16 protein-coding genes are annotated in these 21,023 nt (G+C 73.8%); 1 reads left to right on the top strand and 15 read right to left on the bottom strand.

Annotated elements, in window-relative coordinates; genetic code table 11:
- Window positions 1–550 precede the first annotated feature (550 nt).
- Both BJP40_RS29345 and fmt read right to left on the bottom strand, forming a co-directional pair.
- Window positions 551–1,990, bottom strand: a complete 1,440-nt coding sequence (locus tag BJP40_RS29345) for an RsmB/NOP family class I SAM-dependent RNA methyltransferase (RefSeq protein WP_071266682.1) — start codon at window positions 1,988–1,990, stop codon at window positions 551–553.
- A gap of 265 nt (window positions 1,991–2,255) precedes the next feature.
- Entirely contained in the window at window positions 2,256–3,188 is a 933-nt protein-coding gene (fmt, locus tag BJP40_RS29340) for a methionyl-tRNA formyltransferase (protein ID WP_071283591.1), read from the bottom strand.
- Window positions 3,189–3,421: 233 nt separating this feature from the next.
- Here fmt and BJP40_RS29335 point away from each other — a divergent pair, with 233 nt between their 5' ends.
- Window positions 3,422–3,967: a hypothetical protein gene (locus tag BJP40_RS29335; protein ID WP_071266678.1), complete on the top strand. Its 546-nt coding sequence runs from the start codon at window positions 3,422–3,424 to the stop codon at window positions 3,965–3,967.
- A 325-nt stretch (window positions 3,968–4,292) separates the two neighbouring features.
- Here BJP40_RS29335 and BJP40_RS29330 read toward each other — a convergent pair whose 3' ends face one another.
- The 13 genes from BJP40_RS29330 to BJP40_RS29270 form a co-directional block, all read right to left on the bottom strand.
- Window positions 4,293–6,452 (bottom strand): primosomal protein N', encoded by a 2,160-nt coding sequence (locus BJP40_RS29330; RefSeq protein WP_071283589.1) that lies wholly within the window; start codon window positions 6,450–6,452, stop codon window positions 4,293–4,295.
- 477 nt (window positions 6,453–6,929) lie between these two features.
- On the bottom strand, window positions 6,930–8,138 hold the full coding sequence (metK, locus tag BJP40_RS29325) for a methionine adenosyltransferase (protein WP_071283587.1): 1,209 nt from the start codon (window positions 8,136–8,138) through the stop codon (window positions 6,930–6,932).
- A gap of 521 nt (window positions 8,139–8,659) precedes the next feature.
- Window positions 8,660–9,886, bottom strand: a complete 1,227-nt coding sequence (gene coaBC / locus BJP40_RS29320; RefSeq protein WP_071283585.1) for a bifunctional phosphopantothenoylcysteine decarboxylase/phosphopantothenate--cysteine ligase CoaBC — start codon at window positions 9,884–9,886, stop codon at window positions 8,660–8,662.
- Between the two features lie 94 nt (window positions 9,887–9,980).
- Window positions 9,981–10,253 (bottom strand): DNA-directed RNA polymerase subunit omega, encoded by a 273-nt coding sequence (gene rpoZ, locus BJP40_RS29315; protein WP_003982715.1) that lies wholly within the window; start codon window positions 10,251–10,253, stop codon window positions 9,981–9,983.
- A gap of 32 nt (window positions 10,254–10,285) precedes the next feature.
- Window positions 10,286–10,879 carry a guanylate kinase gene (gene gmk, locus BJP40_RS29310; RefSeq protein ID WP_071266670.1) on the bottom strand — a complete coding sequence of 198 codons (594 nt, stop codon included), beginning with the start codon at window positions 10,877–10,879 and terminating at the stop codon, window positions 10,286–10,288.
- Between the two features lie 51 nt (window positions 10,880–10,930).
- Window positions 10,931–11,254 carry an integration host factor gene (locus BJP40_RS29305; protein ID WP_071266668.1) on the bottom strand — a complete coding sequence of 108 codons (324 nt, stop codon included), beginning with the start codon at window positions 11,252–11,254 and terminating at the stop codon, window positions 10,931–10,933.
- A 353-nt stretch (window positions 11,255–11,607) separates the two neighbouring features.
- The gene (pyrF, locus tag BJP40_RS29300) at window positions 11,608–12,453 is read right to left on the bottom strand and encodes an orotidine-5'-phosphate decarboxylase (RefSeq protein ID WP_071283583.1); all 846 of its coding nucleotides are present in this window, start codon (window positions 12,451–12,453) and stop codon (window positions 11,608–11,610) included.
- Window positions 12,450–13,559, bottom strand: coding sequence for a quinone-dependent dihydroorotate dehydrogenase (locus tag BJP40_RS29295; protein WP_071283581.1), 1,110 nt, complete (start codon window positions 13,557–13,559; stop codon window positions 12,450–12,452). Before BJP40_RS29295 ends, pyrF begins: the two co-directional genes overlap by 4 nt.
- Before the next feature lie 62 nt (window positions 13,560–13,621).
- Entirely contained in the window at window positions 13,622–16,930 is a 3,309-nt protein-coding gene (carB, locus tag BJP40_RS29290; RefSeq protein WP_071266662.1) for a carbamoyl-phosphate synthase large subunit, read from the bottom strand.
- A complete protein-coding gene (gene carA / locus BJP40_RS29285; protein WP_071283579.1) occupies window positions 16,923–18,062 on the bottom strand; it encodes a glutamine-hydrolyzing carbamoyl-phosphate synthase small subunit in 1,140 nt (379 codons plus the stop codon). The genes carB and carA overlap by 8 nt, the downstream gene beginning before the upstream one ends.
- The gene (locus BJP40_RS29280; RefSeq protein ID WP_071283576.1) at window positions 18,059–18,643 is read right to left on the bottom strand and encodes a hypothetical protein; all 585 of its coding nucleotides are present in this window, start codon (window positions 18,641–18,643) and stop codon (window positions 18,059–18,061) included. The genes carA and BJP40_RS29280 overlap by 4 nt, the downstream gene beginning before the upstream one ends.
- On the bottom strand, window positions 18,640–19,926 hold the full coding sequence (locus BJP40_RS29275; RefSeq protein ID WP_071283574.1) for a dihydroorotase: 1,287 nt from the start codon (window positions 19,924–19,926) through the stop codon (window positions 18,640–18,642). The genes BJP40_RS29280 and BJP40_RS29275 overlap by 4 nt, the downstream gene beginning before the upstream one ends.
- 30 nt (window positions 19,927–19,956) lie before the next feature.
- Entirely contained in the window at window positions 19,957–20,925 is a 969-nt protein-coding gene (locus tag BJP40_RS29270; RefSeq protein WP_071283572.1) for an aspartate carbamoyltransferase catalytic subunit, read from the bottom strand.
- Window positions 20,926–21,023 lie beyond the last annotated feature (98 nt).

Raw genomic sequence — 21,023 nt, 5'->3', positions numbered from 1 at the left:
CGGCAGAACAGTGCCTCGTGGGGCGGCAGCAGGTCCCACCACTGATCGAGAGCCGCGGAGCGTGTGGGCCCCCCACGCCGCGGCGCGCAGCGGCGGGCGGCGGGCGCCCTTCGGAGCGCCGGTGGGCGCGGCTCCACCACTGCCGCCTTCCCCAGCTCCGGGCCCCGCCGTACACACCGCCGTGACCCCCGCGTGGAGGCGAAGGGCCTGCCGGCCGGCGCCCGCGAGCAGCGCGCCCGGCGCTGTGCCGCCGAGGCCGGCGGGGGCGGAGCGCTCGGGATACCGGCCGGTCCGTGACGAACGGTCGCCTGCGGCCGAGCGCCACGGCAGACGGAGGCACCGTGCGCCCGCCCGCACGGGTCCTGCGGCGCAGGCCGTGCCCGCCGCCACCCGGGCTCCGGCGACCGCGCCCGCCTCCGCGTAGCCCCCCGTGACCGCCGCCGTGCACGGTCGGGCCACCGCACCGGTGCCCGCCTCGGCTCAGGGGCCGGCCGCCGCATCCGTCACGCGCACCCGAGGCCGGGCCGCGCTGCTTCCCCGGCCGGTGGCGTCACGCGGTGCGGCGCAGCAGTGCCAGGTACATCGCGTCCGTGCCGTGCCGGTGCGGCCACAGCTGCACGTCGGGGCCGTCACCGAGGTCGGGCACGCCGGGGAGCAGCGGCCGGGCGTCGATCCACTCGGCCCGCAGGCCCTGAGCCGCTCCGCGTCCCTTCAGGACGTCGTCCACGACGGCGCGGGTCTCCGCCAGGTGCGGCGAGCAGGTCGCGTATCCGACGACGCCTCCGACCCGCGCCGCCCGCAGGGCCTCGGTGAGGAGGGAGCGCTGGAGCGGGGCGAACCCCTCCAGGTCCTCGGGGCGCCGCCGCCACCGGGCCTCGGGGCGGCGGCGCAGGGCGCCCAGACCCGAGCACGGCACGTCCACCAGGACCCGGTCGAAGGAGCCGGGCCGCCACGGCGGCCGCGTGCCGTCGGCGGCGATGACCTGGTACGGCCCGGGGTTGCCGGCCAGGGCCCGTTCGACGAGGCCCGCACGGTGCGGCTGCTTCTCGGAGGCGAGCAGCACGGCACCGCGCTGCGCGGCGAGCGCGCCCAGCAGGGCCGCCTTGCCGCCGGGGCCGGCGCAGCCGTCCAGCCACCGCGTGTCGGGGCCCTCCAACGGCGCGCCGGCCAGGGCGATGGCCACGAGCTGGCTGCCCTCGTCCTGGACGCCCGCCCGCCCCTCCCGCACGGCGTCGAGCGCACCGGGCTCACCGCCCTCGGCGAGCCGCACGGCGTACGGCGACCAGCGGCCCGGCAGGGCGGCGTCCTCACCCAGCGCGCCGACGATCTCCTCGGGCGTGGCCCGGCCCGGCCGGGCCACGAGGGTGACCTCGGGCCGGTCGTTGTCGGCGGCGAGCAGCTCCTCGATGCCGGCGCGGCCGCCACCCAGCGCGTCCCACAGGGCGGAGACGACCCACCGCGGGTGGGAGTGGACGACGGCGAGGTGGTCCTCGGGGTCCTCGTCGTACGGCGGGGCGACCCGTTCCAGCCAGCCGTCCAGGTCGTCCTGGGCGATCCTGCGGAGCACGGCGTTGACGAACTTGGCGCGCCCGTCGCCCAGCACGACCCGGGCGAGCTCGACGGTCGCGGAGACGGCGGCGTGCGTGGGGATGCGCGTCCCGAGCAGCTGGTGGGCGCCGAGGGACAGCACGTCCAGGACCGGCGGGTCCACCTCGCGCAACGGCCGGTCGACGCAGGCGGCGATGACCGCGTCGTACGTCCCCTGGCGGCGCAGCGTCCCGTACACCAGCTCGGTGGCGAGCGCGGCGTCCCGCGCCTCGAAACCGTCCTTTTCCCGGGCCTTGCGCAGCAGCGGGGGCAGGACGAGGTTGGCGTAGGCGTCACGCTCGTCCACGGCGCGCAGCGCCTCGAAGGCGAGGACCCTGACGGGGTCCTTCTTGGGGCGCCGGTACTGCTTGGGGGGACGGCGACGGGCGGCCTGCTCGCTCAAAAGGTGCTCCGCGATTCGTTTCGGTAGAACCGTTCCAGCGTAGTCCCGGCGGTACGCCGCCGAACGGCCGGGCGCAGCACCCCCTCGGACCGGCCGTACGCACGCCGGCCACCGGACCGGCGGTACGCACCACGGCCACCGGGACCGGCCGTGCGGCTGCGCCGCCGGTGCCCCCGGAGGGCGGTGCGCTTCGGTACGGACGACGGGCCGCCGCGGGCCCTGCTGCAAGCGGCCGGCCCCGCACCGCCGCCCGGGGCGTCGGCCGTCAGCCGCCCAGCCGCTCCCCCGCCGCGATGCGCACGCCCCGGGCCCAGTCGGCGCCGTTCATCGGCTTCTTGCCCTGGGCCTGGACCCAGAGCAGCTCCACCGCGTGGGAGCCCGTCCCGACGTGCACGCTCTTCTTCCCCGCGGCGATCTCACCGGGAGCCAGGTCGTCGCGGTCGGGCACCGGCCGCACCTGGACCAGCTTGAGGCGCTCCCCCCGGAACGACGTCCACGCGCCGGGCGCGGGCGTGCAGCCACGCACGACCCGGTCGACGCGCAGCGCGGGCGCCGCCCAATCCACCCGGGCGTCCTCCACCGTGATCTTCGGGGCCAGCGTGACGCCCTCCTCGGGCTGCGGGACCGCCTTGAGGGTGCCGTCCTCGATCCCGTCCATCGTGGCGGCGAGCAGCCCTGCGCCCGCGAACGCCAGCCGCGTCAACAGGTCGCCGCTGGTGTCGGTGGGCCGGACCTCCTCGGTGAGCACCCCGTAGACGGGGCCCGAGTCCAGCCCTTCCTCGATGAGGAAGGTCGACGCGCCGGTGACCTCGTCGCCCGCCATCAGCGCGTGCTGCACGGGGGCGGCGCCGCGCCACGCCGGCAGCAGCGAGAAGTGCAGGTTGACCCAGCCGCGTGCGGGGATGTCCAGGGCCGCCTTGGGAAGCAGCGCCCCGTACGCGACGACAGGGCAGCAGTCGGGGGCGATCTCCCGCAGTCGGGCGAGGAATGCCTCGTCGCGGGGCCTGGTCGGCTTGAGCACCTCGATGCCGGCCTCCTCCGCCCGTTCGGCCACCGGGCTGGCGACCAGTCGCCGGCCGCGCCCGGCCGGCGCGTCGGGCCGGGTGACGACGGCGGCGACCTCGTGGCGGTCCGAGGCGATCAGGGCGTCCAGGGCGGGCACGGCGACCTCGGGGGTGCCTGCGAAGACGAGCTTCAAAGGGGGTTACCTCACTTGTGGCCACGGCAGGTCGGGCGGTTGGGCAGCACACCAGTCTAGGGGTGCGGGTGCACCGGGGGGCGTACGTATATCCGTGCGCCCTGCGCATATGCGGATACGCCCCTGGTGCGTGACCCTGGGACGGGTGGCGCGTTGTCAAGAGAGATTGACCGAATCGGGCCGCCCTCGGATGCGGCCCGCCCCTTTTCCACGCCGGTTCGAGAGGCTTGTCAATGGCCGACCACGCAACCCATGACGCCCAAGCCCGGGCAAGCCTGCACCTGTTGGTGCGGGACATCGAGCGGGTCCGCCGGCAGGTGGACGCCCTGCGCACGCTCACCGCGCAGTTGGGCAACGTCTACCGCCCGCGTCGCTCCGGCCCGTCGACGGGCTTCGTCGTCTACGGCAGGGCCCCCGCCCCCACCGTGCGGCTCGCGCAGGAGCTGCGGGACAGTGTCGAGACCCTGGTGACCGCCGCGGTGGACTTCGACCGCTCGCTGGGCTTCTCGTGGGACGCGGTGGGCTCGGCTCTGGGCGTCACCAAGCAGGCGGTGCACCGCCGGTACGGCTCGCGCCGCGCGGCGGCCCAGCAGGCCGCGGCCCCCGCCGCCGACCACGGGACGGAGCCGGGCGCCACACGGACCATGCCGGTGGCGTCGGTCCCGGCAGCGCGGTCGATGCCGCCCCAGCCGACGTCGGGCGCCTCGGCGGCGCTGCGGGAGAAGTCCCTGCGGGACGACGTGCGCCCGGGGGTCCTTCCCGGCCCGCGCAACGGCTGACCCTCCCGCCGGTCCGCACCCCGGGCGGACGAGGGTCCCCCTGCGACGGCGAGCGGCACGTGGCCGAGCCGCCCGCGGCCGCACGGTGACCCCGGCTTCCCGTCCAGTGCCGGTCCCCCCGCTCGACGCCCTTGGCCGCACAGCTCCCGCAGCGCGCCCCGCCTCCCGGCCCGCGGCTCCAGGCGGCCTGTACCGCTGGTTCCGGCGGGCACGAGCGGCCCCCGCAGAGAGAGATCCGGGCACAGGCAGACGCGCACAGGGCTCCCGCGCGACGGGCCGGCGAAGGCCTTCGCGGCTTGACGCGCCGTCACGCCCCCGGTGGGGCTCAGCCGATGTCCAGGGGATCGATGCGCACCCGCACCGGACCGCCCTGCTCACCGCGGCGGGCGGCCAGCCGGGCCGCCTGCGCCTTCTTGAGGGCGGCCGCCAGGGCCTGGCCGCTGCCCGGAGGAACCCGAACCAGCGCGCGCTCCCACCGCTCGCCCGGAGGCGGGCCGCCCGGTCTGCGCGGCCCGCCCGCCGTCTCGACCCGCAGGGGGACCGGCCCCAGCACCTCGGCGTCGGCCGGCAGCTCCACGCCGGCCAGGAAGTCCACGACGGCCTCGGGCGCCCCCGCGACGGAGGCCATGCGGGAGACCGGGGGAAAGCCCAGCTCGGCCCGCTCGGCCAGCTCCCGCTGGGCGTGCCCCACCGGGTCCCACCGCACGAGCGCCTGCACCGGCCGCAGCGTCGGTTCCGCGACCACCACGACCGTGCCGCCCTCGCTCTGCCCCCGCACCAGCGACGCCGCGTCCATCCAGCGCCGCAGGGCCTCCTCCGCGGCCCGCAGGTCGGGGCGCCCCAGCAGGGCCCAGCCGTCCAGCAGCAGGGCGGCCGCGTACCCGCCCTCGGCGACCGGCTCCGCGCCGGGGGTGCACACCACCAGAGCGGGCCTGCCGGGCACGGACTCCAGGATGTGGTCGCGTCCTGAGGTCCGCACCGGCACCGCGGGGAAGGCCCGGCCCAGTTCCTCGGCGGTGCGGCGCGCGCCCACCACGGTGGCCCGCAGACGAGCCGAGCCGCATGCGGCGCAGCGCCAGTCGGGCTCGTCCCGCCCGCACCACGTGCACCGCAGCGCCCGCTGCTCCGGAGCCTCCAGGGGGCCTGCGCAGTGCGCGCAGCGGGCGGGCTCCCGGCACCGCTCGCACGCCAGCCGCGGCACGTAGCCGCGCCGCGGCACCTGCACGAGGACCGGGCCCGTCGTCAGCCCCTCCCGCACCGTCCGCCAGGCCAGGGTCGGAAGCCGGGCGGCGCGGGCGGCCTCGTCCCGCGCGAGTTCGGCGTCCCCCACGGTCCGCACCAGCGGTGCCACGGCCCGTACCTGCTCCCGGGGCGCGAGGAGGGGCTTGGCCCAGCCGCTCTCGACGAGCTGCGCCGCCTCCACGGTCGTGGTGACCCCGCCGACGAGGAAGGCGCACCGGTCGTGCGCGGCGCGCAGCAGCAGCACGTCGCGGGCGTGCGGCTGGGGTGCGTGCGGTTCGCTGTGGGCGGTGTCCCCGTCGTCCCAGACGGCGACCAGCCCCAGGTCCCGCACCGGCGCGAACATGGCGGCGCGGGTGCCGACCACCGCGCGGACGGAGCCGCGGCGGACGGCGAGCCACTGGCCGTAGCGCCTCTCCGGCCCGGCCTCGGCGGTGAGCAGGGCGTGCCTCCCCTCCCCCAGCACGGCGGTCAGGGCCGTGTCCACACGGGCGGCGGCCCGCCCGTCGGGGACGACGACGAGGGCGCCGCGCCCGGAGGCGAGGGTCGCGGCGACGGCGCGGGCGATCTCCTCCGCCCACGAGGGGCCGGGCAGCGCGTTCCACACGGCGCGGGGAGCGTCCCCACGGGCGAGGGCCTCCAGGAAGGCCGGTCCGTGCGCGTACCGCTCCCACGGGCCGGGGTCCGGTGCGGGTGGCGGCGGCAGCGGAGGGGGGGACGGCTTGCCCTCGGCACGGGCGCTGCGCGGCGGCACGGCGAGCTGCAGCACGTCGGCGAGGCTCCCGGCGTACCGGTCGGCCACCGCGCGGGCGAGCCCCAGCAGCTCGGGGCCCAGCACGGGCTCGGGAGACACGACGTCGGCGAGCGCGGCGAGGGGACCGGCGTAGTCGCTCTCCGCGCGCCGCTCGACGAGGTACCCGTCGATGAGCCGGCCGCCCTCGCGACGCCCGTCGCGGACCCTCCCTGCGCCGGCCCCGAACCGGACACGCACCCGCACACCGGGCTGTGCGGCGGCGTCGAGCTCGGCGGGCACGGCGTAGTCGAAGTACTGGTCGAGGTGCAGGACGCCCTTGTTGACCACGACACGGGCGACCGGCAGCCGGGCGGCCAGGGCCGCGCCGCGCCACGTCCGCGGTTTGGCCTTGGGCACCTTGGCCTTCCGCACGGTCTCCCGGATGAGCGCGAGCTGCTCGGGCGGCCGCCCTTCCGGCTGCTGCCCTTCCTGCTCCCCGTCCGTCCCGCTCACAGCCCCATGAGTACCAGACCGCACTGACACGGGCCCCGCCGGAGGCCGGTGTCGGCGCCTGAGGCGGCCCACTGCACCGCGGCCCTCCGGCCGCGGGCCGCCGCCCGACGGGTCGGTGGAACGGCGGTGCGGCCTGCTGCGCCGCACCCGCCCGGGCCGACGGCGGGTCGACCGCGCCCGGTCCGCGGGCCGCCGGGAGGCAGGGCCGGGGCACCCGGCCCGCGGCGCTGCCCCGTCACCGCCTTCTTCGCGGTCCCGCAAGAGGGCCGCCGGCCTCGGGCACGGCATGACCGTGACCCCCGTCGAACGGACGACCCGGGGGTGGTGTCACCGGGCCCCGAGGGCTGCCGTCACCCCCGGCTGCGCAGGGTACCGAGGTGGCGCTGCGAACCGTTGCCGTTGTGCGGGGCGCGGGGGCGACGCCGGAGCCCCGGCGCCGTACGGGACGGTGCCGGGGCTCTCGGGGTGCGGGACGCCTTACAGCCCGGCCGCCTTGCGGAGTGCGTCGACGCGGTCGGTGCGCTCCCAGGTGAAGTCGGGCAGTTCGCGGCCGAAGTGGCCGTAGGCCGCGGTCTGGGAGTAGATCGGGCGCAGCAGGTCGAGGTCGCGGATGATCGCGGCCGGGCGCAGGTCGAAGACCTGCGAGATGGCCCGCTCGATCTTCTCGGCCTCGACCTTGGCGGTGCCGAAGGTCTCCACGAAGAGGCCGACGGGCTCGGCCTTGCCGATGGCGTAGGCGACCTGGACCTCGCAGCGCGCGGCGAGGCCGGCGGCGACGACGTTCTTGGCGACCCAGCGCATGGCGTAGGCGGCGGAGCGGTCGACCTTGGACGGGTCCTTGCCGGAGAAGGCACCGCCGCCGTGGCGGGCCATGCCGCCGTACGTGTCGATGATGATCTTCCGGCCGGTGAGGCCGGCGTCGCCCATCGGGCCGCCGATCTCGAAGCGCCCGGTCGGGTTGACCAGCAGGCGGTAGCCCTCGGTGTCCAGCTTGATGCCGTCGTCGAGGAGCTGCTTGAGGACGTGCTCGACGACGAACTCGCGGATGTCCGGCGCGAGCAGCGAGTCGAGGTCGATGTCGGAGGCGTGCTGCGAGGACACCACGACCGTGTCGAGGCGGACGGCCTTGTCGCCGTCGTACTCGATGGTGACCTGCGTCTTGCCGTCCGGGCGCAGGTAGGGGATCGTGCCGTTCTTGCGGACCTCGGTGAGGCGCTTCGACAGGCGGTGCGCGAGGTGGATCGGCAGCGGCATCAGCTCGGGCGTCTCGTCCGACGCGTAGCCGAACATCAGGCCCTGGTCGCCCGCGCCCTGCCGGTCGAGCTCGTCCTCGTCGCCCTCGACGCGGTTCTCGTACGCCGTGTCGACGCCCTGCGCGATGTCCGGCGACTGCGAGCCGATCGAGACCGACACGCCGCAGGAGGCGCCGTCGAAGCCCTTCTTCGAGGAGTCGTAGCCGATCTCCAGGATCTTCTCGCGCACGAGGGTGGGGATGTCGGCCCAGGCCTTGGTGGTGACCTCGCCGGCCACGTGGACCAGACCCGTGGTGATCAGCGTCTCGACGGCGACGCGGGAGGTCGGGTCCTCCCGCAGCAGCGCGTCGAGGATCGTGTCGCTGATCTGGTCAGCGATCTTGTCGGGGTGACCTTCGGTCACGGACTCCGAGGTGAAGAGGCGACGGGACACAACGCTCCCTGGGTTTGCAGCGGCTGCTGGCTGATCATTGACGGACCGGCAGGGGGCTGCGCCCCGCGTCGTTCCGTGGACAGTTTATCGGTCGGGCCCGGTCATGGGACCAGGTGTCTCGCACGTCGGGCGGCTGTCGGGCGGATGTTCGGCCATAACCGGGGCTCCCGGGGCCGATGATCGCCCGGCGCGAAAGGGGTGAACGCCCGGATCCGGGCACGGGAGGCGCGCTGGGCGCATCGGGTGAGAGATACGTCCCATTCGGCGGGCCCCGGGCCCCCGGGCCTGCCGCGAGCGGTCCGCGAGCCCGCCCGGCCGGTGCGCGGGCCGGCGTCCGCGCTCAGTCACCCGTGCCGGTCGTCCCCGTACGGGCCCGTCCGTCGTGCCGTCGGGCAGGACGGGACGGGCCTGCGCCCGAGGAGCCCGCCGGGTGGCGTTCCCTCGGGCGCCGGGGGGTGTCACGCTGCGGCGGCCGCCCCCGCCCCCTGGGCAGCGGAAGCACGGTGCCCTTCCGGCGCCCCTCAGCCCAGGCGGGGGGCCACCAGGTCCCACACGGTGTCCGCGAGGGCCTCCTTCGGCCCGTACGGGACGGGGGTCTCGGTGCCGTCCGCGCCCAGCACCACGGCCTCGTTCTCCTCGGAACCGAAGGTCTTCCGCTCGCCGACCTCGTTCACGACGAGCAGGTCGCAGCCCTTGCGGCGGAGCTTGTCGCGGCCGTGGGCCAGCACGTCGTCGGTCTCCGCGGCGAAGCCGACGACCACCTGGTCCGGGCGGGCCCGGTCGGCGGAGATCTCGGCGAGGATGTCGGGGTTGCGGACGAGGGTGACCGGGGCGGGCTCCTGGCCCTCCTTCTTCTTGATCTTGCCCTCGGCGTACGCGGCGGGGCGGAAGTCCGCGACGGCCGCGGCCATGACGACCGCGTCCGCGTCCGCCGCCGCCTTCAGGACCGCCTCGCGAAGCTGGACGGCCGTGCCGACGTGCACCACGTCGACGCCTGCCGGGTCGGGGATGCCGGTGTTGGCCTCGACGAGGGTGACGCGGGCGCCGCGGGCCGCCGCAGTGCGCGCCAGTGCGTAGCCCTGCTTGCCGGAGGAGCGGTTGCCCAGGTAGCGGACGGGGTCCAGGGGCTCGCGGGTGCCGCCCGCGGTGACCACGACGTGCCGGCCTGCGAGGTCGGGTTCCGCGGCGCCGCGGGCCAGGACGCGGCGGCAGACCTCGAAGATCTCGGCGGGATCGGGCAGTCGCCCCTTGCCCGTGTCGACGCCGGTGAGGCGGCCGACGGCCGGCTCGACGACCAGGGCGCCGCGGCGGCGGAGGGTCGCCACGTTGTCCTGCGTCGCCGGGTGCTCCCACATCTCGGTGTGCATGGCCGGGGCGAAGACCACCGGGCAGCGGGCGGTGAGCAGCGTGTTGGTCAGGAGGTCGTCGGCGAGGCCGTGCGCGGCCTTGGCGAGCATGTCGGCGGTGGCGGGGGCGACGACGACCAGGTCGGCGTGCTGGCCGATGCGGACGTGCGGGACCTCGTGCACCTCGTCCCAGACCTCCGTGGAGACCGGGTTGCCGGACAACGCCGACCAGGTGGGCGCACCCACGAACCTCAGGGCCGACGCCGTCGGGACGACCCGCACGTCGTGGCCCGACTCGGTCAGCCGGCGCAGCAGCTCGCACGCCTTGTACGCGGCGATGCCCCCGCTGACTCCGAGGACCACCCTGGGCTTGGACTGGGACGCGGACTGGGACTCGGGCACTGGACTTGCGCCTCCCGCTCTGACGGAACGACTGGTAGACACGCCTCAGGCCCGGCGGACACCCCGCCGGGCCTGTGATGATGCTGGGGAGCGCTTACTGCGCCGGGCCCTCGACGGCCTCGGAGGTCAGCAGCCCCGCGTTGATCTCCCGCAGGGCGATCGACAGCGGCTTCTCGTGGACGTGGGTGTCCACCAGCGGGCCGACGTACTCCAGCAGGCCCTCACCGAGCTGCGAGTAGTACGCGTTGATCTGACGCGCACGCTTGGCCGCGTAGATCACGAGGCTGTACTTGGAGTCCGTGGCCTCAAGCAGCTCGTCGATCGGCGGGTTGATGATGCCCTCGGGCGCGGTGATGGAAGAGGACACGCTCTACCTTCCGAAAAAGTGGACAGAGTAATTCAGACAACGTCCATCAAGGCTAGCAGCTCACGCGCCACGTCCTCGACGGAGGTGTTGACCAGCGTCACGTCGAACTCCGACTCGGCCGCCAGCTCGATCTTGGCGGTCTCCAGTCGGCGCTCGATGACCTCGGGGGACTCGGTGCCGCGCCCGGTGAGCCTGCGGACCAGCTCGTCCCAGCTCGGCGGCGCCAGGAAGACGAGCTGCGCCTCCGGCATGGACTCGCGCACCAGGCGTGCGCCCTGGAGGTCGATCTCCAGCAGGACGGGCTCGCCGCGTTCCAGCCGCTCCTGCACGGCGCCGCGCGGCGTGCCGTAGCGGTTGCCGGCGAACTCGGCCCACTCCAGCAGCTCGCCGTTGGCGATGAGCTTGTCGAACTCGTCGTCCGTGACGAAGTAGTACTGGACGCCGTCCTGCTCGCCGGGTCGCGGCTTGCGGGTGGTGGCCGACACGGAGAGCCAGACGTCCGGGTGGACCTTGCGCATGTGGGCGACGACCGTGCTCTTCCCCACGCCCGAGGGGCCGGAGAGCACGGTCAGCCGCGGACGGGCGTCCGGGGGCTCGGGGGTCGTCCCCCGGGATGTTGCTGCCATGGGGCGATTATTCCAGCTTCCCGGAGCGCCCCGGACGCCAGGTGTCGGCCGTCAGGCGCCGGAGCCGCCGAACTCCCGCTCCAGGGACGCGATCTGGTTGGAGCCGAGACCGCGCACACGGCGGCTCTCGGAGATGCCCAGCCGCTCCATGATCTGCTTGGCGCGGACCTTGCCCACGCCCGGCAGGGACTCCAGGAGGGCGGAGACCTTCATCTTGCCGATGACCTCGTTCTCCTGGCCCTGCTTGATGACCTCGTGGAGGGAGGCGCCGGAGTGCTTGAGTCGATTCTTGACCTCGGCCCGCTCCCGGCGAGCCGCGGCGGCCTTTTCGAGCGCGGCTGCGCGCTGTTCAGGGGTAAGGGGCGGAAGAGCCACGCCTACGTCACCTCGGATGTCGAACTGTCGGATACGGACCGGTGAGGAACCTATGCGGCCCACACCAAGGGAGCAACGAGCAACGCAGGGACCGTCGCGAACGCTGACTCTCGTCGGAGACTAGCGGCCAGGGCCGCCTGAGTCAGCGAGAACGAAGGAAAAGTCCTGGTCAGGATCGAGCTTGCCAGACAAACCAGGCATAACGCACCTGTTTGGGTGGCGATTGCGTCAACACCCGTCACGGCCCGTCCCGAGGGCGTCACACGAGGCCAGGAGCAGGACCCGCGCGGTGGCACGCCGGAGGATGCGTGAAGTGCATCACATCTCGGGGTCGGGTCCCGCTCCGCACGGACTCAGGCGGAGGCGACCGCGGCCCGGACCTCGTCCGCGTAGCGCTCCGCCGCGTCGCGCAGGGACGCCGGGTCAGGCCCCCGGCCGAGCACCGCCCGGCTGACGTTGGGGACGACGTTGCGGACCGCGGGGCCGAACACCGTCGGCAGGTCGGCGGGGGTGGCTCCCTGCGCACCGATGCCCGGAGCGAGCAGCGGCCCGTTGACGTCCAGCTCGAAGGAGGACAGGTCGCCGAGGGTGGCGCCGACGACCGCGCCGAAGGAGCCCATGTGCGCCTCCCCCGCGTTCTCGGCCGCCAGGTGGGCCAGCATCGTGGCGGCGACCGTGCGCCCGTCGGCGCGTACCGCCCGCTGGACCTCGGCGCCCTCCGGGTTGGAGGTCAGGGCCAGCACGAAGAGTCCCGCGCCGCTCTCCCGCGCCAGGTCCACGGCCGGGGCCAGGGACCCGTAGCCGAGGTACGGGGAGACCGTCAGCGCGTCCGAGAACAGCGGGGAGTCCGGGCGCAGGTACGTCTCCGCGTAGGCGGCCATGGTGGAGCCGATGTCACCGCGCTTGGCGTCCATGACGACGAGCGCGCCCGCCTGGCGCAGCTCGGTGACGGCCTGCTCCAGGACCGCGACGCCCCGGGAGCCGAAGCGTTCGAAGAACGCGCTCTGCGGCTTGAAGACGGCCACGGTATCGGCCAGTGCCTCCACGACCGTGCGGGTGAAGACCGTCAGGCCCCGCACGTCGTCGGTGAGGCCCCAGGCGGAGAGCAGGGAGGCGTGCGGGTCGATGCCGACGCAGAGCGGTCCGCGCTCGTCCATGACGCGGCGGAGACGGGCGCCGAAGGGTTCGGGGCGGCTCATGCGGCGGCCTTCCGGGTGTCGGCGCCGACGGCGTCGGCGAGCGTGGCGTACGGGGAGTCCTGGAGGAGGGCGGCGAGTCCCCGGTTGACGGCGCGGGCGTAGCCGGGGCCCTCGTAGATGAAGGCGCTGTAGCCCTGGACCAGCGTGGCGCCGGCGAGGATGCGCTGCCAGGCGTCCTCGGCGTTCTCGATGCCGCCCACGCCCACCAGGACGAGGCGGTCGCCCGCGCGGGCGTACAGGCGGCGCAGCACCTCCAGCGAGCGGGCCTTGAGCGGCGCCCCGGACAGTCCGCCGGTCTCGCCGACGACGTCCGGGCCGGACCGCAGGCCGAGTCCCTCGCGGGCGATCGTGGTGTTCGTGGCGATGACGCCGTCCAGGCCGAGCTCGACGGCCAGGTCGGCGACCGCGTCGACGTCCTCGTCCGCCAGGTCGGGGGCGATCTTCACCAGGAGGGGGACGCGCCGGCCGGTGACCGCGCGGTCGGCGGCCTCGCGGACCGCGGTGAGCAGCGGGCGCAGGTGCTCCACCGCCTGGAGGTCGCGGAGTCCCGGGGTGTTCGGCGACGACACGTTCACGACGAGGTAGTCCGCGTGGGGGGCGAGCCGCTGCGTCGACTTCACGTAGTCGCCGACGGCCTCGGACTCCGGCACGATCTTGGTCTTGCCGATGTTGACGCCGAGGACGGTGCGGAACACCGGGCGCCGCTCCTCCAGGCGCCGGGCCACGGCGGCCGAGCCCTCGTTGTTGAAGCCCATGCGGTTGATGAGCGCCCGGTCCGGTACGAGGCGGAAGAGGCGCTTCTTGGGGTTGCCGGGCTGCGGCTCGCCGGTGACCGTGCCGATCTCGACGTGGTCGAAGCCCAGCATGGCCAGGCCGTCGACGGCGACGGCGTTCTTGTCGAAGCCCGCGGCGAGTCCGAAGGGGCTGTGGAAGCGCAGGCCCAGGGCCTGGGTCCGCAGCTCCTTGCGGCGCGGGGCGAACCAGGCCGCGACGAAGGTGCGCAGGACGGGGACGCGGGCGGTGAGGCGGATCCAGCGGACGGCCGCGTGGTGAGCCCGCTCGGGGTCCATCCACCGGAAGACGAGCCGGAAGAACAATGCGTACATCGAAGTGGTGTCCTCATGAGGAGGGGGACACCGGGTTCCGGTGTCCCCCTCGGGTCGGGCTGCTAGGAGCGGGCCGCGTTCAGGTGTTCCGCGTGCTCCTGGAGGGAGCGGACTCCGACGCCCTCGTGGCTGAGGGCGTCGATGCCCTGGACGGCCGCGGCGAGCGCCTGGACCGTGGTGAGGCAGGGGACGCCACGGGACACGGCGGCGGTGCGGATCTCGTAGCCGTCGAGGCGGCCGCCCGTGCCGTACGGGGTGTTGACGATCAGGTCGACCTCGCCCGCGTGGATGAGCTGGACGATGGTCTTCTCGCCGTTCGGCCCCTCGCCCTCGGACTGCTTGCGCACGATCGTCGCGTTGATGCCGTTGCGCTTGAGGACCTCGGCCGTGCCGGAGGTGGCGAGCAGCTCGAAGCCGTGGGCGGCGAGCTCGCGCGCCGGCAGGATCATCGAGCGCTTGTCGCGGTTGGCGACGGAGATGAAGGCACGGCCCTTGGTGGGCAGCGGCCCGTAGGCGCCGGCCTGCGACTTCGCGTACGCGGTGCCGAAGACGGCGTCGATGCCCATGACCTCGCCGGTGGAACGCATCTCCGGGCCGAGGACGGTGTCGACGCCGCGGCCGTGGATGTCGCGGAACCGCGACCACGGCATGACGGCCTCCTTGACGGAGATCGGCGCGTCCATCGGCAGCTCGCCGCCGTCGCCGTTCTTCGGCAGCAGGCCCTCCTCGCGCAGCTCCGCGATGGTGGCGCCGAGCGAGATGCGGGCGGCTGCCTTGGCGAGCGGCACGGCGGTGGCCTTCGAGGTGAAGGGCACCGTGCGGGAGGCGCGCGGGTTGGCCTCCAGGACGTACAGGATGTCGCCGGACATGGCGAACTGGATGTTGATCAGGCCGCGCACGCCGACGCCCTTGGCGATCGCCTCGGTGGAGGCGCGCAGCCGCTTGACGTCGAAGCCGCCGAGGGTGATCGGGGGCAGGGCGCAGGCCGAGTCGCCGGAGTGGATGCCGGCTTCCTCGATGTGCTCCATGACGCCGCCGAGGTACAGCTCGTGCCCGTCGTAGAGGGCGTCGACGTCGATCTCGATGGCGTCGTCGAGGAACCGGTCGACGAGGACCGGGCGGGTCGGGGAGATCTCCGTGGACTCGGCGATGTACGCCTCCAGCCGGGCCTCCTCGTACACGATCTCCATGCCGCGGCCGCCGAGCACGTACGACGGGCGGACGAGGACCGGGTAGCCGATCTCGTCGGCGATGGCCTTGGCCTCGGCGAAGGTGGTGGCCGTGCCGTGCTTGGGGGCCGGCAGACCGGCCTCCTTCAGGACGCGGCCGAAGGCGCCGCGGTCCTCGGCGGCGTGGATGGCCTCCGGGGAGGTGCCGACGATCGGCACGCCGTTGTCCTTCAGCGCCTGGGCGAGGCCCAGCGGGGTCTGGCCGCCGAGCTGGACGACGACACCGGCGACGGGACCGGCCTGCTGCTCGGCGTGGACGATCTCCAGGACGTCCTCCAGGGTGAGCGGCTCGAAGTACAGCCGGTCGGAGGTGTCGTAGTCGGTGGAGACGGTCTCCGGGTTGCAGTTGACCATCACGGTCTCGTACCCGGCGTCCGCCAGCGCGAAGGAGGCGTGGACGCAGGAGTAGTCGAACTCGATGCCCTGCCCGATGCGGTTCGGGCCGGAGCCGAGGATGATCACGGCGGGCTTCTCACGCGGCGCCACCTCGGTCTCCTCGTCGTACGAGGAGTAGAAGTACGGCGTCTGCGCGGCGAACTCGGCGGCGCAGGTGTCGACCGTCTTGTAGACGGGGCGGACGCCGAGGGCGTGGCGGACCTCGCGCACCACGTCCTCGCGCAGGCCGCGGATCTCCGCGATCTGCTGGTCGGAGAAGCCGTGGCGCTTGGCGTCGGCGAGCAGCTCGGGGCCGAGCTTGTCGACGGCGGCGATCTCGTCGGCGATCTCCCTGATGAGGAAGAGCTGGTCGACGAACCACGGGTCGATCTTCGTGGCGTCGAAGACCTCCTCCTGGGTGGCGCCGGCGCGGATGGCCTGCATGACCGTGTTGATCCGGCCGTCGGTGGGCCGGACCGCCTCGCGCAGCAGCTCCGCCTTGTCGCCGGGCTCGCCGGTGAAGGTGAACTGGCTGCCCTTCTTCTCCAGGGAGCGCAGCGCCTTCTGGAGGGCCTCGGTGAAGTTCCGGCCGATGGCCATCGCCTCGCCGACCGACTTCATCGTGGTGGTGAGGGTGGAGTCGGCGGAGGGGAACTTCTCGAAGGCGAAGCGGGGCACCTTGACCACGACGTAGTCGAGCGTGGGCTCGAAGGACGCCGGGGTCTCCCGGGTGATGTCGTTGGGGATCTCGTCGAGCGTGTAGCCGACGGCCAGCTTCGCGGCGATCTTGGCGATGGGGAAGCCGGTGGCCTTCGACGCCAGGGCCGAGGAGCGGGAGACGCGCGGGTTCATCTCGATGACGATGACCCGGCCGTCCTCGGGGTTGACGGCGAACTGGATGTTGCAGCCGCCGGTGTCGACGCCGACCTCGCGGATGACGGCGATGCCGATGTCGCGCAGCACCTGGTACTCGCGGTCGGTGAGGGTCATCGCCGGGGCGACGGTGATCGAGTCACCGGTGTGGACGCCCATGGGGTCGAAGTTCTCGATGGAGCAGACGACCACGACGTTGTCGTGCTTGTCGCGCATCAGCTCCAGCTCGTACTCCTTCCAGCCGAGGATGGACTCCTCCAGGAGCACCTCGGTGGTCGGGGACAGGGTGAGGCCCTGGCCGGCGATGCGGCGCAGTTCCTCCTCGTCGTGGGCGAAGCCGGAACCGGCGCCGCCCATGGTGAAGGAGGGGCGGACGACGACGGGGTAGCCGCCGAGCTCCTCGACGCCCCGCAGGACGTCGTCCATGGAGTGGCAGATCACGGAGCGGGCGGACTCGCCGTGCCCGATCTTCGCCTTGACGGCTTCGACGACCAGCTTGAACTGGTCGCGGTCCTCGCCCTTGTGGATGGCCTCGACGTTGGCGCCGATGAGCTCGACGCCGTACTTGTCGAGGACGCCGTTCTCGTGGAGGGAGATCGCGGTGTTGAGCGCGGTCTGGCCGCCGAGGGTGGGCAGGAGGGCGTCGGGGCGCTCCTTGGCGATGATCTTCTCGACGAACTCGGGGGTGATCGGCTCGACGTAGGTGGCGTCGGCGATCTCCGGGTCGGTCATGATCGTCGCCGGGTTGGAGTTCACCAGGACGACCCGCAGGCCCTCGGCCTTGAGGACGCGGCACGCCTGGGTGCCGGAGTAGTCGAACTCGGCGGCCTGGCCGATGACGATCGGGCCGGAGCCGATGACCAGGACGGACTGGATATCGGTGCGCTTAGGCACGCTCGGCCTCCATCAGGGCGGTGAAGCGGTCGAACAGGTAGGCGGCGTCGTGCGGGCCGGCGGCCGCCTCGGGGTGGTACTGGACGCTGAAGGCCGGCTGGTCGAGCAGCCGGAGGCCCTCCACCACGTTGTCGTTGAGGCACACGTGGGAGACCTCGGCGCGGCCGTAGGGGGTGTCGGACACCGCGTCGAGCGGCGCGTCGACGGCGAAGCCGTGGTTGTGCGCGGTGACCTCGACCCTGCCGGTGGTCCGGTCCTGCACGGGCTGGTTGATGCCGCGGTGGCCGTACTTCAGCTTGTACGTGCCGAAGCCGAGGGCGCGGCCGAGGATCTGGTTGCCGAAGCAGATGCCGAACAGCGGCGTCTTCCGCTCCAGCACGGCCCGCATGACGGAGACCGGGTGGTCGGCGGTGGCGGGGTCGCCGGGGCCGTTGGAGAAGAACACCCCGTCGGGGTTGACGGCGTAGACGTCGTCGGCGGTGGCGGTGGCGGGCAGCACGTGCACCTCGATGCCGCGCTCGGCCATCCGCTGCGGGGTCATGCCCTTGATGCCGAGGTCGATCGCGGCGACGGTGAACTTCTTCCCGCCGATCGCGGGGACGACGTACGGCTCGGAGGTGGCGACCTCGGCGGACAGGTCGGCGCCCTTCATCTGGGGCTGCGCCTGCACCTTGGCGAGCATCTCGTCGTCGCCGAGGACGGCGTCGCCGGAGAAGATGCCGACCCGCATCGCCCCGCGCTCACGCAGGTGGCGGGTGAGGGCGCGGGTGTCGACGCCGCTGATGCCGACGACGCCCTGCCGCTCCAGCTCCTCGTCGAGGGAGCGCGTGGCGCGCCAGTTGGAGGGGGTGCGGGCGGGGTCGCGGACCACGTAGCCGGAGACCCAGATGCGGGCGGACTCGGGGTCCTCGTCGTTGACGCCGGTGTTGCCCACGTGCGGGGCGGTCATGACGACGACCTGGCGGTGGTACGAGGGGTCGGTCAGGGTCTCCTGGTAGCCGGTCATGCCGGTGGAGAAGACGGCCTCACCGAAGGTCTCCCCCACGGCCCCGTAGGCGCGGCCGCGGAAGGCGCGACCGTCCTCCAGGACGAGTACGGCGGGGGTCCTGGTCCCCCTAGAGGAGGTCGTCATCGTGCGGCGCCTTCCGTGTCGTTCTTGGTGTGCGTGTCGGTCATGGAGTCGAGGGCCTCGACCCAGTCGGTGTGCTCCGCGGCCCGGTCGGAGCGGAAGCCGGAGTCGATCAGCTGTCCTCCGTGCTCCCAGGTGACGACCAGCAGGCCGCCCTCGGCGAGGACCTTGCCCGCGATGCCCTTGTCGAGCCGGGCCCCGCGCAGCCGGCCGGCGGGGACGAAGAAGTCGTCCGCCCCGGGCCGTGCCACGTGGAGGCCGGCGTCGGTGAGCGTGAGCTCGGCGCGGCTGCGGGTACCGAGCCCGTGGGCCACGATCCGGTCGAGCCACTGCCCGGCGGTGGTGGACCCGTGGTAGCGGCCGCTCATGCTCAGTCTGGCCTCGCCGGGGGCTTCCGGCATGCCCGGGAGCTCCGGCAGGGCGGACTGGAGGCTGCCGCGCCACTTCCAGCCCTGGCGCATCAGCCAGTACACGAGGGCGATGAAGAGCAGCAGTCCCGCGACCCAGCCGAGCCGGGCGGCCCAGTCGGTCACCTCCGCCGAGCGGGGTTCGTCGGCGGCGAGCAGGAGGAGAGTGGTGGTCACGCGAGCTTCCCGTCCATGAGCGTGGCGCGGCCCCGCAGGAAGGTGTGGGTGACGCGGCCCGGCAGCTCGCGCCCCTCGTAGGGGGTGTTGCGGCTGCGGGACGCGAAGCCCGCGGGGTCCACGGTTCCACGGTATGCCGGATCGACCAGCGTCAGGTTGGCGGGCTCACCAGCCGAGACGGGCCGTCCGTGGCCGGTGGCGCCGCCGATCCTGGCGGGGCTGAAGGACATGCGGTCGGCGACACCGGACCAGTCCAGCAGCCCGGTCTCGATCATGGTGTGCTGGACGACGGACAGCGCGGTCTCCAGGCCGACCATGCCCATGGCGGCGGCGGCCCACTCACAGTCCTTGTCCTCGTGCGGGTGCGGGGCGTGGTCGGTGGCCACGATGTCGATGGTGCCGTCGGCGAGGGCCTCGCGCAGTGCCATGACGTCGCGCTCGGTGCGCAGCGGCGGGTTCACCTTGTAGACCGGGTTGTACGTCCGGACCAGCTCGTCGGTCAGGAGGAGGTGGTGCGGGGTGACCTCGGCGGTGACGTCGATGCCGCGGGACTTGGCCCACCGGACGATCTCGACGGACCCGGCGGTCGACAGGTGGCAGATGTGGACGCGGGAGCCGACGTGCTCGGCGAGCAGCACGTCGCGGGCGATGATCGACTCCTCGGCGACGGCGGGCCAGCCGCCGAGTCCGAGCTCGGCGGAGACGACGCCCTCGTTCATCTCGGCGCCCTCGGTGAGGCGGGGCTCCTGGGCGTGCTGGGCGATGACGCCGCCGAACGCCTTCACGTACTCCAGGGCACGGCGCATGATCTGGGCGTCGTCGACGCACTTGCCGTCGTCGGAGAAGACGGTGACGCCGGCGGCGGACTCGTGCATGGCGCCGAGCTCGGCGAGCTTCCTGCCCTCCAGGCCGACGGTGACGGCGCCGATGGGCTGGACGTCGCAGTAGCCGTGCTCGCGGCCGAGGCGGTAGACCTGCTCGACGACGCCGGCGGTGTCGGCGACGGGGAAGGTGTTGGCCATGGCGAACACGGCGGTGTAGCCGCCGGAGGCGGCGGCGCGGGTGCCGGTGAGGACGGTCTCGGAGTCCTCGCGGCCCGGCTCGCGCAGGTGGGTGTGCAGGTCGACGAGGCCGGGCAGCAGGATCAGGCCCTCCGCCTCGACGACGGTGGCGCCGTCCGCGTCGAGGCCGGTCCCGGCCTGGGCGATGGTCTCGCCGTCGACGAGGACGTCCTGGGCGTCGCCGCCGAGGACCTTCGCACCACGGATCAGGGTCTTGCTCATGGGTCGTACGTCTCCTCGGTACGGGGCGGGCTAGGCGGAAGGGCTGGTGACTGCGGGCTCGTTGCCGCCCAGCAGCAGGTAGAGGACGGCCATGCGGATGGACACGCCGTTGGCGACCTGCTCCACGACGGTGCAGCGGGGCGAGTCGGCGACCTCGGCGGTGATCTCCATGCCGCGGACCATGGGGCCGGGGTGCATGACGACGGCGTGCTCCGGCATCCGCGCCATCCGGTCGGCGTCGAGGCCGTAGCGGCGGGAGTACTCGCGCTCGGTCGGGAAGAACGCCGCGTTCATGCGTTCCCGCTGGACGCGCAGCATCATCACGGCGTCCGACTTCGGGAGGACGGCGTCGAGGTCGTACGAGACCTCGCACGGCCAGGCGTCGACGCCGACGGGCACGAGGGTCGGCGGGGCGACGAGGGTGACCTCGGCGCCGAGCGTGTGCAGCAGGTCCACGTTGGAGCGGGCGACCCGGCTGTGCAGGACGTCGCCGACGAGGGTGATGCGCTTGCCGGAGAGGTCCTGGCCGAGCCCGGCGTCCGGTCCGACGAGACGGCGGCGCACGGTGAAGGCGTCGAGCAGGGCCTGCGTGGGGTGCTGGTGCGTGCCGTCGCCCGCGTTGATGACGGGGGCGTCGATCCAGCCGGAGGTGGCGAGCCGGTAGGGCGCGCCGGAGGCGCTGTGCCGGATGACGACGGCGTCGACGCCCATGGCCTCCAGGGTCTGCGCGGTGTCCTTGAGGGACTCGCCCTTGGAGACGCTGGAGCCCTTGGCCGCGAAGTTGATGACGTCGGCGGAGAGCCGCTTCTCGGCCGCTTCGAAGGAGATGCGGGTGCGGGTGGAGTCCTCGAAGAAGAGGTTGCAGACGGTCCGGCCGCGCAGGGTGGGGAGCTTCTTGATCGGCCGGTCGGCGACCCGGGCCATCTCCTCCGCGGTGTCGAGGATGAGGACGGCGTCGTCGCGGGTGAGGTCGGCGGCCGAGATGAGGTGGCGCTTCATCGGGGGTCTCTCTGGGTGGGAGGTCGCTCGGTTCCGTGGGCCGGTCGCGGCAGGGCCGGGTGGCCGCGGTGGGGCCGTCCCGGTCCGGGGCGCACGGG

The organism is Streptomyces sp. CC53 (assembly GCF_001865245.1).
Classification (GTDB): domain Bacteria; phylum Actinomycetota; class Actinomycetes; order Streptomycetales; family Streptomycetaceae; genus Streptomyces.
Note: the sequence above shows the minus strand (reverse complement) of the source record. Positions and strands in the feature narration are given on the sequence as shown.

Coding starts and splice junctions, on each gene's coding strand:
- BJP40_RS29335 (WP_071266678.1), top strand. CDS start 3,422: ATGGCCGACCACGCAACCCATGACGCCCAAGCCCGGGCAAGCCTGCAC.
- gmk (WP_071266670.1), bottom strand. CDS start 10,879: ATGGCAGCAACATCCCGGGGGACGACCCCCGAGCCCCCGGACGCCCGT.
- pyrF (WP_071283583.1), bottom strand. CDS start 12,453: ATGAGCCGCCCCGAACCCTTCGGCGCCCGTCTCCGCCGCGTCATGGAC.
- BJP40_RS29295 (WP_071283581.1), bottom strand. CDS start 13,559: ATGTACGCATTGTTCTTCCGGCTCGTCTTCCGGTGGATGGACCCCGAG.
- carA (WP_071283579.1), bottom strand. CDS start 18,062: ATGACGACCTCCTCTAGGGGGACCAGGACCCCCGCCGTACTCGTCCTG.
- BJP40_RS29275 (WP_071283574.1), bottom strand. CDS start 19,926: ATGAGCAAGACCCTGATCCGTGGTGCGAAGGTCCTCGGCGGCGACGCC.
- BJP40_RS29270 (WP_071283572.1), bottom strand. CDS start 20,925: ATGAAGCGCCACCTCATCTCGGCCGCCGACCTCACCCGCGACGACGCC.